Raw genomic sequence first — 17,060 nt, 5'->3', positions numbered from 1 at the left:
ATGTTACGTATTGCCGATAAAGTCTTTGATTCACATCTGTTTACCGGAACCGGGAAATTCGCATCACCCCAGCTGATGGTCGATGCCATCCGTGAAAGCGGCAGCCAGCTGGTCACGCTGGCGTTAAAACGCGTGGATCTGCGCCATCACAGTGATGCCATTCTGGCGCCTTTACTGGAAACTGGCGTCACGCTACTGCCAAATACTTCCGGCGCGAAAACGGCCGAAGAGGCCATTTTCGCCGCCCAACTGGCGCGTGAAGCGCTCGGCACACGCTGGCTGAAGCTGGAAATTCACCCGGATGCTCGCTGGCTGTTGCCCGACCCGATCGAGACGCTGAAAGCGGCAGAAAAGCTGGTACAACAAGGGTTCATCGTTCTGCCTTACTGCGGTGCCGATCCGGTACTCTGCAAACGTCTGGAAGACGTTGGCTGCGCCGCCGTTATGCCGCTGGGCGCGCCTATTGGCTCCAACCAGGGGCTGGAAACCCGGGCGATGCTGGAGATCATCATTGAGCAGGCCACCGTGCCGGTGGTGGTGGATGCGGGTATTGGTGTACCAAGCCATGCCGCGCAGGCGCTGGAGATGGGGGCGGACGCGGTGCTGGTAAACACGGCCATCGCGGTTGCCGACGATCCGGTCATGATGGCGCGCGCGTTTCGCATGGCGGTGGAGGCTGGCCTGCTGGCACGGCAATCAGGCCCTGGCTCACGCAGTTTTCAGGCGCAGGCCACCAGCCCGCTGACCGGTTTTCTGGAGGCAATCTCATGACCACCTTTACCGACCGCTGGCGGCAGCTTAACTGGGACGACATTGCCCTGCGCATCAACAGCAAAACGCCGGTCGACGTCGAGCGCGCACTGAATGCGCGCCATCTGACCCGCGACGATTTAATGGCCCTGCTCTCCCCTGCGGCCAGCGCTTATCTGGAGCCGATGGCCCAGCGCGCCCAGCGTCTCACCCGACAGCGCTTTGGCAACACGGTGAGCTTTTACGTCCCGCTCTATCTCTCAAACCTGTGCGCCAATGACTGTACCTACTGCGGCTTCTCTATGAGCAACCGCATTAAGCGTAAGACGCTTGATGAGGAGGAAATCGCGCGCGAGTGTGCGGCTATCCGGGAAATGGGCTTCGAGCATCTCCTGCTGGTCACCGGTGAGCACCAGGGCAAAGTCGGAATGGACTATTTCCGTCAGCACCTTCCTGCCATTCGTCGTCAGTTCGCCTCGTTGCAGATGGAAGTGCAGCCCCTGTCGCAGGATGAGTATGCGGAGCTCAAAACGCTCGGACTGGATGGAGTGATGGTCTATCAGGAAACGTACCACGAAGCGACCTACGCCCGGCATCACCTGAAGGGCAAGAAACAGGACTTCTTCTTCCGCCTTGAAACGCCGGACAGGCTCGGACGTGCCGGGATCGACAAAATTGGTCTTGGTGCGCTGATTGGGCTTTCCGATAGCTGGCGCGTGGATTGTTACATGGTGGCGGAACATCTGTTGTGGCTCCAGCAGCACTACTGGCAGAGCCGCTACTCCATCTCCTTCCCCCGGTTGCGCCCGTGTGCCGGCGGGATTGAACCGGCCTCACTCATGGACGAGCGCCAGCTGGTACAAACGATCTGCGCGTTTCGCCTGCTTGCCCCAGAGGTTGAATTATCGCTCTCAACACGTGAATCACCGGCGTTCCGCGACCGCGTGATCCCGCTTGCGATAAACAACGTGAGCGCATTTTCCAAAACACAGCCGGGCGGTTACGCCGATGATCACCCTGAACTGGAGCAGTTTGCCCCGCATGATGGACGACGTCCGGAAGCGGTCGCCGCGGCCCTGAGCGCGCAGGGGCTGCAGCCGGTCTGGAAAGACTGGGACAGCTGGCTGGGAAGAGCCTCGCAATTACGCTGAAACATACTGCAACTCCGCAGAAATAAAACGAGTCGGCACGGAGAGTCACAACCGGATGATTGTCAGCTATCGTCCGGTTTTTTATTGTCATGTGGTCAGCAACGGACGCTGACCAGGGCGAAAAGCTTCTTCCTCGTTTCGCCCTGCCTCTGACTTATCGTGCACACTGAATTTCTGATTTTATGAGTAATTTCTTAGCCATTCTTAAGATAAATCATCTCGTCTGAAATCGTGTTCCGTATAATTAACAGCTAACCGCAGGACTGCGACTATGCTGAGAGGATATCGGCAGACGAAAAGCATTCACCCTCAGGAATGATGTACAACTCATGGCACTTCACAGCAGAAAACTCTCTTTTACCCGGCCAATAATGGTCAGCTTCGCGGGGATACTGTGCAGTTTTGCACTGATCGCTGTCGTGGTTACGCTTTCGCAGCGGAAGGATTTTCTTGAGGATTATCATAAAATTAATGGTAATTTCACGCATAATCTGGCGGTTAACTATACCGAATCAATGTTGCGTGAAAACGACTATATTCTTGGTCGTTCTGCGATGTACTTTTCCCGCAACGAGATACTGAATGAGACGCTGAACGTCAACCCGACGCAAGGGTTGCAGATGTTGATGCATTTGCAAAACCTGATGCCGACCGTGTCATCCATCTCGCTGGCCGACACGGAGGGGCATTATTTGCACGCTCCAGAAGCGCCTCCCACGGAAAAGAGTAAAAACGTCGATCCGCGGACGCGCCCGTGGTTTGTCGCCCACGCGGAAGCCAGTATTTTCAGCCATTATACCCACCCTTATATGGACTACTTTACCGGGCATCCAACAGTCACGCTTTATAAGCCGTTGATTTCAACAGAAGGCAGACTCAAGGGAACCCTCGCCTTTCATCTTGATTTGGCGTCGATGGGGTATACCCTTCGACAGATGGTGGCTCCTGTACAAGGGGAATTCTTCGTCGTCGAGCGCGACGGAACCGTGGTGCTTCATCCTGACACGGGCGCGCTGTTCAAAAAATACGTGAGCGAAGCGCTGATGGACAAAATGACCAGCGGCGAGGGTCATTTATACGACCGGAAAAGTAAAACCTGGTATTACTACTACTCCTTCACTAACCCGGATTGGTTTGTCATCTACCGGGTCTCTGGCGCGACCCTGACGGATATTACCCGCCACGAAACCACTATCGTTGGCTGGGGATTTGCACTGGCGGCGATTATTATCATTCTCTTCGGTTTATACCTTCGCCATGCCTCGCGTACCGTGCTAATGCATATTATCAACGCCATCAAAACTGGCGACGTCAGCCAGGCACCGCGTCTGGAAGCGATGCTGAGTCATACCATCCAGTCGAATAAAGAGCGTGAGATGGCATATGTCCGCCAGGCAACCCACGATGCGCTAACAGGCTGCAAAAACCGCCGCGCGTTCGATACCGATGTGGAAGAGTTAATGGCGGCTCAACAGCCTTTCGCACTGGCGCTGGTGGACATCGATAACTTCAAATCAATCAACGATACCTGGGGCCACCTTAGCGGCGATATTGTCCTGCGTAACGTGGCGCGTGAAGGGATCCAGATCATGCAACCGCACCACATCTCGGTGTACCGGTACGGTGGAGAAGAGTTTGCGGTGGTCTTCCAGGCTGCGCAAATTGCTGATGCAATCTCGTTGCTGGAAGCGTGGCGTACCACCATTGAAAAACGCGTCTGGCGGGAAGAAAACCTGCAGGTCACGTTCAGTGCAGGCCTGGGGGAATGGCATTTCGAACCGCTGGAGCAATTTGTCGGGAGCGTGGATAACGCACTTTACAGCGCAAAACAACAGGGTAAAAACCGCATCCTTCAGACCTCCATCCGTTAATTTCTTCCCTCCCACGCTGTCCGTTTCGACGGGCAGCGTGCGCTTTCATGCAAAATTGTAACCGGTTTCAGAAAATCACCCATTTCTTTGTGATGCCTGACACACAATCGCGGTAAAGCGGTTGTTGAAGCGGTCTGCACGGGATAATTATCAATAAACACATGTAGATCGAGGCTGATTATGAAGAACATCGTTTTATGCTGTGCAGCGGGAATGTCAACCAGCATGCTGGTTCAACGTATGAAAGACGCCGCGCAGAAAAAAGGGGTTGAAGTCACCATTAAAGCCGTTCCGGTTGCGGAGTTTAAAGATAATATCGCGACGGCTGACATCGTATTGCTGGGGCCACAGGTTAAATACGAGCAGGCTAAACTTCAGGCGCAGGCCGATCCGCTGGGTAAAAAGGTCGCGGTGATCGACATGATGGATTACGGCATGATGAAAGGTGATGTCGTCCTGGAAAAAGCGCTTAAATTACTGGAGTGACCCATGGAAGATTTAGAAACAACGATCATGGAACTGCTGGTCAACGCGGGAGCAGCGCGCAGTGCTGCCCTTACGGCGTTGCAGATGGCCCGTAAAGGTGACTTTGACGAAGCCGAAAAGGCGATGGAAGAGTCGCGTGAATACGTGAAACATGCCCACACCATCCAGACGCAGCTGATTGGTCTTGATGAAGGGACCGGAAAGCTACCGGTTAACCTGATCACCGTCCACTCTCAGGATCACCTGATGAACGCGATGGTCATTCAGGACCTGGCGGGCGATATGATTGAGCTGTATCGTCGGCTACCGCTGATAAACTGAAAAATATGCAGATATAAAAAAACCCGCCGAAGCGGGTTTTTTATTTGCTGAATCAACGATTACTCGTTGTCAGAACCACCCAGACCTGCGTTCAGCAGCTCTGCCAGGCTCGCGGATGCATCTTCAGCAGTTACCTGCGGTGCAGCTGGCAGTTCGCCTGCAGCACGACGACGCATACGATCCTGATGGTACGCATAACCGGTACCCGCCGGGATCAGACGACCCACGATAACGTTCTCTTTCAGACCGCGCAGTTCATCACGCTTACCTGCTACAGCGGCTTCGGTCAGGACACGCGTGGTCTCCTGGAACGATGCTGCAGAGATGAAGGACTCGGTTGCCAGAGACGCTTTGGTGATACCCAGCAGATCGCGCGAGAAGGTCGCAGCGATTTTGCCGTTCGCTTCCAGATCGCGGTTAGCGATCTTGACGCGTGAGTATTCAACCTGCTCGCCTTCCAGGAACTCAGAGCTGCCCGCGCTATCGATGGTTGCTTTACGCAGCATCTGACGAACGATAACTTCGATGTGTTTATCGTTAATCTTAACGCCCTGCAGACGGTATACGTCCTGTACTTCGTTAACGATGTAACGAGTAACAGCATGCACACCACGCAGACGCAGGATGTCGTGCGGCGCTTCTGGACCGTCGGAAACCACATCACCACGTTCTACACGTTCACCTTCGAACACGTTAAGCTGACGCCACTTAGGAATCATCTCTTCGTACGGCTCGCTGCCATCTACTGGGGTGATAACCAGACGGCGTTTACCTTTGGTCTCTTTACCGAAGGAGATGATACCGCTGATTTCAGCCAGGATTGCAGGCTCTTTCGGACGACGTGCTTCGAACAGATCCGCAACGCGTGGCAGACCACCGGTGATGTCCTTGGTACCGCCGGATTCCTGAGGAATACGCGCCAGGGTGTCACCAGAACTGATCTGTACGCCATCTTCCAGCTGTACAATCGCTTTACCCGGCAGGAAGTACTGCGCAGGCATATCGGTACCAGGGATCAGAACGTCGTTACCCTGAGCATCAACGATTTTCAGTGCAGGACGCAGATCTTTACCACCGGCAGTACGCTCAGCAGAGTCCAGAACGACCAGAGAAGACAGACCGGTCAGCTCGTCGGTCTGACGAGTAATGGTCTGGCCGTCGATCATGTCAGTAAAGCGGATGAAACCACTTACTTCGGTGATAACCGGCATGGTGTGTGGATCCCAGTTTGCAACGGTTTCACCGCCGGCAACCTGCTCGCCATCACCTTTCGCCATAACAGCACCGTAAGGCACTTTATAGCTCTCTTTGGTACGACCGAATTCGTCGATCAGCTTCAGCTCGGTGTTACGAGAGGTCACAACCAGCTTGCCTGCGGAGTTAACAACAGACTTCGCGTTGCTGAGCTTGATGCTACCTTTGTTTTTCACCTGGATGCTGGATTCAGCAGCCGCACGAGATGCCGCACCACCGATGTGGAACGTACGCATCGTCAGCTGTGTACCCGGTTCACCGATGGACTGTGCCGCGATAACACCGATTGCTTCACCTTTGTTGATGATGTGGCCACGCGCCAGGTCACGACCATAGCAGTGCGCACATACACCGAAATCGGTGTCACAAGATACAACGGAACGAACTTTCACAGAGTCAACAGAGTTCGCTTCCAGCAGGTCACACCACTGTTCGTGCAGCAGCGTGTTGCGTGGAACCAGAATGTCTGCGGTACCCGGCTTCAGAATGTCTTCCGCGGTTACACGACCCAGTACGCGATCGCGCAGCGGCTCTTTAACATCACCGCCCTCGATAACCGGGGTCATGGTGATACCTTCGAGGGTGCCACAATCGTCTTCGGTCACAACCAGATCCTGCGCAACGTCAACCAGACGACGCGTCAGATAACCGGAGTTCGCTGTTTTCAGTGCGGTATCCGCCAGACCTTTACGCGCACCGTGAGTAGAGATGAAGTACTGGAGTACGTTCAGACCTTCACGGAAGTTCGCGGTGATTGGCGTTTCGATGATGGAGCCATCTGGCTTCGCCATCAGACCACGCATACCTGCCAGCTGACGAATCTGTGCTGCAGAACCACGCGCACCGGAGTCGGCCATCATGTAAATGCTGTTGAAGGAAACCTGCTGCTCTTCTACGCCGTCACGGTTAATCACGGTTTCGGTTTGCAGGTTATCCATCATCGCTTTGGATACACGATCGTTCGCCGCAGCCCAGATATCGATAACTTTGTTATAGCGTTCGCCCGCGGTAACCAGACCAGACTGGAACTGCTCCTGGATCTCAGCAACTTCGGCTTCCGCTTCAGAGATGATCTCGTGTTTCTTCTCTGGGATAACCATGTCATCGATACCAACAGATGCACCTGAACGCGCTGCATATGCAAAGCCGGTGTACATTGTCTGGTCAGCGAAGATAACTGTCGGCTTCAGACCCAGAATGCGGTAACAGGTGTTCAGCATTTTGGAGATCGCTTTCTTACCCAGCGCCTGGTTGACGATGGAGAAAGGCAGACCTTTCGGTACGATCATCCACAGAATGGCACGGCCAACGGTCGTGTCTTTCAGGCTGGTTTTCGCAACGAATTCGCCGTTAGCATCTTTTTCATATTCAGTGATACGCACTTTGACACGCGCATGCAGAGAGGCCAGGCCAGCGCGATAGATACGCTCAGCTTCTTTAGGGCCAGTCAGCACCATGCCTTCGCCTTTGGCGTTAACACAGTCACGGGTCATGTAGTAAAGACCCAATACAACGTCCTGAGAAGGAACGATGATTGGTTCACCGTTCGCTGGAGACAGGATGTTGTTAGTAGACATCATCAGCGCACGCGCTTCGAGCTGGGCTTCCAGCGTCAGCGGTACGTGAACAGCCATCTGGTCACCATCGAAGTCGGCGTTATATGCCGCACAAACCAGCGGGTGCAGCTGGATAGCTTTACCTTCGATCAGTACCGGTTCAAATGCCTGGATACCCAGACGGTGCAGTGTTGGTGCACGGTTCAGCAGTACCGGGTGTTCGCGGATAACTTCGTCCAGGATATCCCAAACGACAGCTTCTTCACGCTCAACCATTTTCTTAGCGGCTTTGATGGTGGTGGCCAGGCCACGCAGTTCCAGCTTGCCGTAGATGAACGGTTTGAACAGCTCCAGTGCCATTTTCTTCGGCAGACCGCACTGATGCAGACGCAGGTATGGACCTACGGTGATAACAGAACGACCGGAGTAGTCAACACGCTTACCGAGCAGGTTCTGACGGAAACGACCCTGTTTACCTTTGATCATATCGGCCAAAGATTTCAGAGGACGTTTGTTAGAACCGGTGATCGCACGACCGCGACGACCGTTATCCAGCAGGGCATCTACCGCTTCCTGCAGCATACGTTTTTCGTTACGTACGATGATGTCCGGCGCAGCCAGATCCAGCAGACGTTTCAGACGGTTGTTACGGTTGATAACGCGACGATACAGATCGTTCAGATCCGACGTTGCGAAACGACCACCATCCAGCGGAACCAGCGGACGCAGATCTGGCGGCAGAACCGGCAGAACGGTCAGGATCATCCACTCTGGTTTGTTACCAGACTGAACGAACGCTTCCAGCAGTTTGATACGCTTGGTCAGCTTTTTACGCTTGGTTTCGGAGTTGGTTTCGTTCAGCTCTTCACGCAGCTGCTCGCACTCTTGCTCCAGGTCCATGCTTTTCAGCAGGGCCTGAATAGCTTCCGCACCCATCTTCGCATCGAATTCGTCACCGAACTCTTCCAGCGCGTCCAGATACTGTTCTTCGGTCAGAATCTGGTGGCGTTCCAGGTTCGTCATACCGCCTTCGATAACGACATAAGATTCGAAGTACAGAACACGTTCGATATCGCGCAGCGGCATATCCAGCAGCAGGCCGATACGGGACGGCAGAGATTTCAGGAACCAGATGTGCGCAGTTGGAGATGCCAGTTCGATGTGGCCCATGCGCTCACGGCGCACTTTGGTCTGGGTCACTTCAACGCCGCACTTCTCACAGATCACACCACGGTGTTTCAGGCGCTTGTACTTACCGCACAGGCACTCGTAGTCTTTTACTGGCCCGAAAATTCGTGCACAGAAAAGGCCGTCACGCTCAGGCTTGAACGTACGGTAGTTGATGGTTTCCGGCTTTTTAACTTCACCGAAAGACCATGAACGGATCATGTCTGGCGAAGCCAGAGCAATTTTGATCGCATCAAACTCTTCGGTTTTAGTCTGCGCTTTCAGAAACTTTAATAAATCTTTCACGGATTTGCTCCCGTCGGAGTTAGCACAATCTGGTGTCGGGGGTTAGCCCGACACCAGTGACCTGTTTGAGCGAGAATTACTCGTCTTCCAGTTCGATGTTGATACCCAGCGAACGAATCTCTTTCAACAGTACGTTGAAGGACTCTGGCATGCCCGGTTCCATCTGATGATTGCCGTCCACGATGTTTTTATACATCTTGGTACGACCGTTCACGTCATCAGACTTAACGGTGAGCATTTCCTGCAGGGTGTATGCTGCGCCGTATGCTTCCAGCGCCCACACTTCCATCTCCCCGAAGCGCTGACCACCGAACTGCGCCTTACCACCCAGCGGCTGCTGAGTAACCAGGCTGTAAGAACCGGTAGAACGAGCGTGCATCTTGTCGTCGACCAGGTGGTTCAGTTTCAGCATGTACATGTAACCTACGGTTACCGGACGCTCGAACTGTTCACCGGTACGGCCATCAAACAGCGTAATCTGACCAGACGTTGGCAGACCACCCAGTTGCAGCAGCTCTTTGATTTCAGCTTCTTTTGCACCGTCGAATACCGGCGTTGCAATCGGCATACCTTTGCGCAGGTTCTCTGCCAGACGCAGCACTTCTTCATCGCTGAAGGTGCTCAGGTCGACTTTCTGACGAACGTCGGTACCCAGATCGTAGGCACGCTGGATGAATTCGCGCAGCTTCGCGACTTCTTCCTGCTGTTTCAGCATGGCGTTGATCTTATCGCCGATACCTTTCGCAGCCATACCCAGGTGGGTTTCCAGAATCTGACCGATGTTCATACGAGACGGTACGCCCAGTGGGTTCAGTACGATATCTACCGGCGTACCGTTAGCATCGTGCGGCATATCTTCGATCGGGTTGATCTTAGAGATAACACCCTTGTTACCGTGACGACCTGCCATCTTATCACCAGGCTGGATCTGACGTTTAACAGCCAGATACACCTTAACAATCTTCAGCACGCCTGGTGCCAGATCGTCGCCCTGAGTGATTTTACGGCGTTTCGCTTCGAGTTTTTTCTCGAACTCGTGTTTCAGTTCGTCATACTGCTCAGCCAGCTGTTCCAGCTGATTTTGTTTCTCTTCGTCGGTCAGGCCCAGTTCCAGCCAGCGATCGCGTGGCAGTTTGTCGAGCTTCTCAGCTTCAACGCCACCGGCAACCAGCACCGCATAGATACGGCTGAACAGACCCGCTTCGAGGATCTGCAGTTCTTCAGACAGGTCTTTCTTAGCCTGTTTGAGCTGCATCTCTTCGATTTCCAGCGCACGCTTATCTTTCTCAACGCCGTCACGGGTGAAGACCTGAACATCGATAACCGTACCGGAAACACCGTTTGGTACGCGCAGCGAAGAGTCTTTAACGTCAGACGCTTTCTCACCGAAGATAGCACGCAGCAGTTTCTCTTCTGGCGTCAGCTGGGTTTCACCTTTCGGCGTTACCTTACCAACCAGAATGTCGCCGCCGGTCACTTCTGCACCGATGTAAACGATACCGGATTCATCCAGTTTGGAGAGCGCAGCTTCACCCACGTTAGGGATATCAGCGGTGATCTCTTCTGGCCCCAGCTTGGTGTCACGGGACACACATGCCAGTTCCTGAATGTGGATGGTAGTGAAACGATCTTCCTGAACCACACGCTCGGAGACGAGGATGGAGTCTTCGAAGTTGTAACCGTTCCACGGCATGAACGCTACGCGCATGTTCTGACCGAGCGCCAGTTCACCGAGGTCGGTGGACGGACCGTCTGCCAGCACGTCGCCGCGCTCAACGGGCTCACCCAGAGACACACAAGGCATCTGGTTGATACAGGTGTTCTGGTTAGAACGGGTGTATTTGGTCAGGTTATAAATGTCGATACCTGCTTCGCCCGGGTACATCTCGTCTTCGTTAACTTTGATAACGATACGGGAAGCATCCACGTACTGAACAGTACCGCCACGTTTAGCCACCGCAGTAACACCGGAGTCAACGGCAACAGCACGTTCCATACCGGTACCAACCAGCGGCTTATCAGCACGCAGAGTTGGAACGGCCTGACGTTGCATGTTCGCACCCATCAATGCACGGTTGGCGTCATCGTGTTCCAGGAACGGGATCAGGGACGCACCGACGGATACCACCTGCTGGGTGGATACGTCCATGTAGTCAACCTGGTCGCGGCTGAACAAGCTGGATTCGCCTTTGCTACGGCAGGTAACCAGATCTTCTACAAAGTGGCCTTCGTCATCCAGGTTGGAGTTCGCCTGAGCGATAACGTAGTTGCCTTCTTCGATAGCAGACAGGTAGTGAATTTCGTCAGTTACAACACCGTCGGTCACTTTACGGTACGGAGTCTCAAGGAAACCGTATTCGTTAGTCTGTGCGTACACGGACAGGGAGTTGATCAGACCGATGTTTGGACCTTCAGGCGTTTCGATTGGACATACGCGACCGTAGTGAGTCGGGTGTACGTCTCGAACTTCGAAGCCTGCACGTTCACGGGTCAGACCGCCTGGGCCAAGTGCAGAGATACGACGTTTGTGCGTGATCTCAGACAGCGGGTTGTTCTGGTCCATGAACTGAGACAGCTGGCTGGAACCGAAGAACTCTTTCACTGCTGCAGAAATCGGCTTGGCGTTGATCATATCCTGAGGCATCAGGGTATCCAGATCGCCCAGAGACAGACGCTCTTTCACCGCACGCTCAACACGTACCAGGCCAACGCGGAACTGGTTTTCCGCCATTTCGCCTACGGAACGGATACGACGGTTGCCGAGGTGGTCGATATCGTCCACTTCGCCTTTGCCGTTACGGATATCGATGAGCTTCTTCATCACTTCGATGATGTCGTCTTTGCTCAGGATACCGGAACCTTCGATCTCATCACGCAGCAGAGAACGGTTGAACTTCATACGACCAACCGCGGACAGATCGTAGCGGTCTTCGGAGAAGAACAGGTTCTCGAACAGGCTTTCAGCCGCTTCGCGAGTTGGTGGTTCACCAGGGCGCATCATGCGGTAGATTTCTACCAGCGCGCTCAGACGATCGGTCGTTGGATCGACGCGGATAGTCTCAGAGATATAAGGACCGTGGTCCAGATCGTTGGTGAACAGCGTTTCGATGCGTTTGTGGCCAGACTGGCTCAGCTTAGCCAGCAGATCCAGGCTCAGCTCCATGTTCGCCGGGCAGATCAGCTCGCCAGTTGATTCATCAACGTAATCTTTCGCGGCTACTTTTCCAGCAATGTATTCAACCGGAACTTCGATGAGTTTGATATCATCTTTTTCCAGCTGACGGATGTGGCGCGCGGTAATACGGCGGCCTTTTTCCACATACACTTTGCCGTCGGCTTCGATGTCGAACGACGCGGTCTCACCACGCAGACGCTCTGGCACCAGCTCCATCTGCAACTTGTTGTCGCGGATTTCAAAGATTACTTTCTCAAAGAACAGGTCCAGGATCTGTTCAGTGGTGTATTGCAGCGCACGCAAAATGATGGTCGCAGGCAGTTTACGACGACGGTCGATACGGACAAACAGGTTGTCTTTAGGATCGAACTCGAAGTCCAGCCAGGAACCACGGTAAGGAATGATACGCGCGTTATACAGTACTTTACCGGATGAGTGTGTTTTACCTTTATCGCTGTCGAAGAAGACACCCGGGCTACGATGCAGCTGGGAAACGATAACACGCTCAGTACCGTTGATGACGAAAGTACCGTTGTCTGTCATGAGTGGAATTTCACCCATGTAGACTTCTTGTTCTTTAATGTCTTTTACGGTGCCTTCTGGCGCTTCGCGCTCATAGATCACCAGACGCAGTTTTACGCGCAGCGGTGCGGAATAGGTCACGCCACGGATCTGACATTCCTGAACGTCAAACACCGGTTCGCCAAGGCGGTAGCTGACGTACTGCAGCTCGGAGTTACCGCTGTAGCTCTGAATCGGGAACACGGAACGGAAGGCTGCTTCCAGGCCGTACTGCCCTTCAGGATCTTGCTCGATAAACTTCTGGAACGAGTCAAGCTGGATAGAAAGGAGATATGGAATGTCCAGAACTTGTGGACGTTTACCAAAATCCTTACGAATACGTTTTTTCTCGGTATAGGAGTAAACCATAGGGTTCCTCAGCTCGCTGACAAGTCGACCCATCTGTCCGACGAAGGGACAGTTTGTGCAACACCATTTTGTGGACCGGAAAATTGAATACTTTCCGCAATACCTGTTGCTATCACGCTTAAATCATTTCGTCGCGATTTACACAGAGCGCGCACCCTGTCGCAATATATTAAGTCGTCGATAGAAACATGCATTGTCAGGACAACCAGTAGTCAAACAGTGTGAAATGCTACTGATGCCTTACAGCGCAAAAAGGCTGGTGACTAAAAAGTCACCAGCCATCAGCCTAATGACTTAGGCTGCAACCAGAAAAGTTGGCTTATTTAACTTCAACTTCAGCGCCAGCTTCTTCCAGAGATTTTTTCAGTGCTTCTGCGTCGTCTTTGCTCACGCCTTCTTTCAGCGCAGCTGGAGCAGCTTCTACCAGGTCTTTAGCTTCTTTCAGACCCAGGCCAGTTGCGCCACGTACTGCTTTGATAACAGCAACTTTGTTAGCGCCAGCAGCTTTCAGAATTACGTCGAATTCAGTTTTTTCTTCAGCAGCTTCAACCGGGCCAGCAGCTACAGCTACAGCAGCAGCAGCGGAAACACCGAATTTTTCTTCCATTGCAGAGATCAGTTCTACAACGTCCATTACGGACATAGCTGCAACTGCTTCAATGATTTGATCTTTAGTGATAGACATTTAAATTGTTCCTGAAAATCAGAATAAGTTTATACGTAAGCAAATGCTTTATAAAGATAACTGCGATTAAGCAGCTTCTTTTGCATCGCGAACAGCAGCCAGAGTGCGAACCAGTTTGCCAGCCGAAGCTTCTTTCATGGTTGCCATCAGGCGTGCAATTGCTTCTTCGTAGGTCGGCAGGGTTGCCAGGCGATCGATTTGCGATGCCGGGATCAACTCACCTTCAAAGGCTGCAGCTTTGACCTCAAATTTTGCATTCGCTTTCGCGAACTCTTTGAACAGACGAGCAGCAGCGCCCGGGTGTTCCATAGAGTATGCAATAAGGGTCGGACCAACAAACGTGTCTTTCAGGCACTCGAAAGGAGTACCTTCAACTACGCGACGCAGCAGGGTGTTACGAACAACACGCATGTATACGCCAGCTTCACGACCTGCTTTACGCAGTTCAGTCATTTTGTCTACAGTAACGCCACGGGAATCCGCAACTACTGCAGACAGCGCGCCTTTGGCTACTTCGCTGACTTCAGCAACAATCGCTTGTTTGTCTTGAAGATTTAAAGCCATTAGCTTTGCTCCTGGATGTTTGCCGGAACTCATGTTCCGGAACTCACTTCACTCTCCCCAACGGAAAGAGCGTCTTAATACGGTGAGCAGAAACAAGCCAGAGTATCCAAAAATAATCTTAGCGTTCTGTCACCGTCTACGCAGGGCATTAAGTTTCTTGCGAAACACCTGCGGTCTTCGACGGAGGCCTGGATTAGGCCAGGCTCCAACGAACAAATCTTTTAGCCGCTAACTTTTGTTAGCAAACGTGGGGGTAAGATTGTAGACAAAATCACCGCCCACGTAAAGGCATTAGTTTGCAGCAGCGCTCAGGCCAGCCTGGTCAACTGCAACACCTGCACCCATGGTGGTGGAGATGCTAACTTTCTTGATGTACACGCCTTTCGCCTGAGTTGGTTTTGCTTTTTTCAGCGCAACCAGCAGAGCTTCCAGGTTTTCTTTCAGTTTGTCAGCGTCAAAGTCCACTTTACCGATGGTGGTGTGGATGATGCCGTTTTTGTCGTTACGATAACGAACCTGACCTGCTTTAGCGTTCTTAACAGCCTCAGCAACGTTAGGGGTTACAGTACCCACTTTCGGGTTTGGCATCAGGCCGCGTGGACCCAGAACCTGGCCCAGCTGGCCAACAACGCGCATTGCATCTGGAGAAGCAATAACAACGTCAAAGTTCATTTCGCCTTTCTTGATCTGGTCAGCCAGATCTTCCATACCTACCAGTTCAGCGCCGGCAGCTTTAGCCGCTTCAGCGTTTGCACCCTGAGCAAATACAGCTACGCGTACGGAACGGCCAGTACCGTGTGGCAGTACAGTTGCACCACGAACGTTCTGATCAGATTTACGAGCATCGATGCCCAGGTTAACAGCAACGTCAACGCTTTCAACGAACTTAGCGGTAGCCAGTTCTTTCAGCAGAGCGATAGCTTCGTTAATGTCGTACTGTTTGGTCGCATCAACTTTGTCACGGATCACGGACATGCGCTTGGTCAGTTTAGCCATTTCTTAGTCCTCCACTACCAGGCCCATGGAACGTGCAGTACCTTCGATTGAGCGAGTCATCGCTTCAATGTCGGCACCAGTCATGTCGGCAGCTTTGGTCTGCGCGATTTCCTGCAGCTGAGCGCGGGAAATTTTACCCACTTTGTCTTTGTTCGGTTTACCGGAACCAGACTTGATACCCGCCGCTTTCTTCAGCAGAACTGCTGCTGGAGGGGTTTTGGTAACGAAAGTGAAAGAACGGTCAGCGTATACAGTGATAACAACTGGGATTGGCAGACCTTTTTCCATGGATTCGGTTTTGGCGTTGAACGCTTTACAGAATTCCATGATGTTCACACCCTGCTGACCCAGAGCTGGACCAACTGGTGGACTTGGGTTCGCCATACCTGCTGCAACCTGCAGCTTGACGTAGGCTTGTACTTTCTTAGCCATTCTAAAATCCTCTGATTGGGTGATAACGCCTCAAGGAGGCTCCCCGTGAATAAAATCGTTTTACAGGCCGCAGCCCATAAAAACAAAAGGCGCGAAATTGTATTCCAATCTCGCGCCTTGTGCAACGATTAAATCGTCGCTTTTTTGATCGCTGCTTAGGCTTTTTCTACCTGGGCAAAGTCCAGTTCTACCGGGGTCGCACGACCGAAGATAGAAACGGACACTTTCAGGCGGGACTTTTCGTAGTCCACTTCTTCAACCACGCCATTAAAGTCAGCAAACGGACCGTCATTAACACGAACCATTTCACCCGGTTCAAACAGCGTTTTCGGACGCGGCTTATCCCCCACCTGCTGCAGGCGGTTCATAATCGCATCAACTTCTTTGTCGCTGATTGGCGCCGGACGGTCAGACGTGCCGCCGATAAAGCCCATCACGCGCGGTACGCTACGCACCAGGTGCCAGCTCGCGTCGTTCATAACCATCTGAACCAGCACGTAACCCGGGAAGAATTTACGCTCGCTTTTGCGACGTTGGCCGCCACGGATCTCGACCACTTCTTCGGTCGGAACCATAACTTCGCCAAATAACTCTTCCATGTTGTGTAATTTGATATGCTCACGCAGCGACGTTGCTACGCGGCCTTCAAAACCGGAAAACGCCTGAACGACGTACCAGCGCTTTTTAGGGGCTTCAGACATCTCAGAACCTCAGGCCAGTGATAAAGGATACCAGGCGAACCAGAATACCATCCAGTCCCCACAGGATCAGTGACATTACAGCGGTAACCGCCGCTACGATCAGCGTGGTGTGCAATGTTTCCTGGCGAGTCGGCCAAATTACCTTGCGGACTTCGGTACGCGCTTCGCGAGCAAAAGCGACAGTCGCTTTGCCTTTTGTCGTCAACAGCGCGACACCACCCGCTGCAGCAATCAGAATTACCACTGCAAGCGCGCGTAGCGGCAGCATCATGTCACGATAAAGGTAGTTGCCGACAATCGCTACAATCAGCAGCACGGCTACGACTACCCATTTCATCGCTTCCAGGCCGCGCCCGCTCCCTTGAGCTTCGGTATTCGCACTCATAAACCAACCTGTCAGAAGTATTCTACAAACATTTTCACCCCGCGATTGCGAGGCAAACCAAATCGAAATGCTAATTCGCTTTTCGGATTATACGCTCTCTGCAGAGCCTGTCTCAGCAATGATTATGACAAATTTAATCACTGATGAGCCAGGTTCTGATCTGAAAGCGTGCAAAAAGGGCATCAAATGATGCCCTTTTATTGCGCATTGCGTCAAATGTTATCAGCAATTAGCCGAGAACTTTAGCAACCACGCCCGCGCCAACGGTACGGCCACCTTCACGGATTGCGAAACGCAGACCGTCGTCCATCGCGATTGGGTGGATCAGCG

General features: G+C 52.8%; 14 protein-coding genes. 5 read left to right on the top strand and 9 right to left on the bottom strand.

Features of this window, described 5'->3' with window-relative positions:
• From thiG to QLG09_RS21440, 5 genes are all read left to right on the top strand, one after another.
• Window positions 1-771, top strand: a complete 771-nt coding sequence (gene thiG / locus QLG09_RS21460) for a thiazole synthase (RefSeq protein ID WP_049022680.1) — start codon at window positions 1-3, stop codon at window positions 769-771.
• Window positions 768-1,901 (top strand): 2-iminoacetate synthase ThiH, encoded by a 1,134-nt coding sequence (thiH, locus tag QLG09_RS21455; protein WP_014168159.1) that lies wholly within the window; start codon window positions 768-770, stop codon window positions 1,899-1,901. Before thiG ends, thiH begins: the two co-directional genes overlap by 4 nt.
• A gap of 329 nt (window positions 1,902-2,230) precedes the next feature.
• A complete protein-coding gene (locus QLG09_RS21450) occupies window positions 2,231-3,772 on the top strand; it encodes a sensor domain-containing diguanylate cyclase (RefSeq protein WP_049022681.1) in 1,542 nt (513 codons plus the stop codon).
• A gap of 180 nt (window positions 3,773-3,952) precedes the next feature.
• Complete coding sequence (locus tag QLG09_RS21445; RefSeq protein WP_014068453.1) at window positions 3,953-4,258, top strand: PTS sugar transporter subunit IIB; 306 nt, start codon at window positions 3,953-3,955, stop codon at window positions 4,256-4,258.
• Window positions 4,259-4,261: 3 nt separating this feature from the next.
• Window positions 4,262-4,579: a PTS lactose/cellobiose transporter subunit IIA gene (locus QLG09_RS21440; RefSeq protein WP_014168157.1), complete on the top strand. Its 318-nt coding sequence runs from the start codon at window positions 4,262-4,264 to the stop codon at window positions 4,577-4,579.
• A gap of 59 nt (window positions 4,580-4,638) precedes the next feature.
• On the opposite strand, the gene rpoC is transcribed toward QLG09_RS21440, so the two are convergent.
• From rpoC to QLG09_RS21395, 9 genes are all read right to left on the bottom strand, one after another.
• Entirely contained in the window at window positions 4,639-8,862 is a 4,224-nt protein-coding gene (rpoC, locus tag QLG09_RS21435; protein WP_014168156.1) for a DNA-directed RNA polymerase subunit beta', read from the bottom strand.
• Window positions 8,863-8,938: 76 nt separating this feature from the next.
• Window positions 8,939-12,967 (bottom strand): DNA-directed RNA polymerase subunit beta, encoded by a 4,029-nt coding sequence (rpoB, locus tag QLG09_RS21430; RefSeq protein WP_020882980.1) that lies wholly within the window; start codon window positions 12,965-12,967, stop codon window positions 8,939-8,941.
• Window positions 12,968-13,286: 319 nt separating this feature from the next.
• Window positions 13,287-13,652, bottom strand: a complete 366-nt coding sequence (gene rplL, locus QLG09_RS21425; RefSeq protein ID WP_014168154.1) for a 50S ribosomal protein L7/L12 — start codon at window positions 13,650-13,652, stop codon at window positions 13,287-13,289.
• A 66-nt stretch (window positions 13,653-13,718) separates the two neighbouring features.
• A complete protein-coding gene (rplJ, locus tag QLG09_RS21420) occupies window positions 13,719-14,216 on the bottom strand; it encodes a 50S ribosomal protein L10 (protein ID WP_004097644.1) in 498 nt (165 codons plus the stop codon).
• A 291-nt stretch (window positions 14,217-14,507) separates the two neighbouring features.
• Window positions 14,508-15,212, bottom strand: coding sequence for a 50S ribosomal protein L1 (gene rplA, locus QLG09_RS21415; RefSeq protein ID WP_006810530.1), 705 nt, complete (start codon window positions 15,210-15,212; stop codon window positions 14,508-14,510).
• A 3-nt stretch (window positions 15,213-15,215) separates the two neighbouring features.
• Window positions 15,216-15,644, bottom strand: coding sequence for a 50S ribosomal protein L11 (gene rplK / locus QLG09_RS21410; RefSeq protein ID WP_008808007.1), 429 nt, complete (start codon window positions 15,642-15,644; stop codon window positions 15,216-15,218).
• 155 nt (window positions 15,645-15,799) lie between these two features.
• Complete coding sequence (gene nusG, locus QLG09_RS21405; RefSeq protein ID WP_003862341.1) at window positions 15,800-16,345, bottom strand: transcription termination/antitermination protein NusG; 546 nt, start codon at window positions 16,343-16,345, stop codon at window positions 15,800-15,802.
• A 1-nt stretch (window position 16,346) separates the two neighbouring features.
• Entirely contained in the window at window positions 16,347-16,730 is a 384-nt protein-coding gene (gene secE / locus QLG09_RS21400) for a preprotein translocase subunit SecE (protein ID WP_003862342.1), read from the bottom strand.
• A 229-nt stretch (window positions 16,731-16,959) separates the two neighbouring features.
• Window positions 16,960-17,060, bottom strand: a 101-nt coding sequence (locus tag QLG09_RS21395; protein ID WP_072082104.1) for an elongation factor Tu, incomplete at its 5' end; no start/stop codon positions are given.

It is taken from the genome of Enterobacter sp. V89_11 (assembly GCF_029967775.1).
In the GTDB taxonomy this organism is placed as follows: Bacteria; Pseudomonadota; Gammaproteobacteria; order Enterobacterales; family Enterobacteriaceae; genus Enterobacter; species Enterobacter ludwigii.
This window is presented reverse-complemented; position numbering and strand designations above follow the sequence as displayed.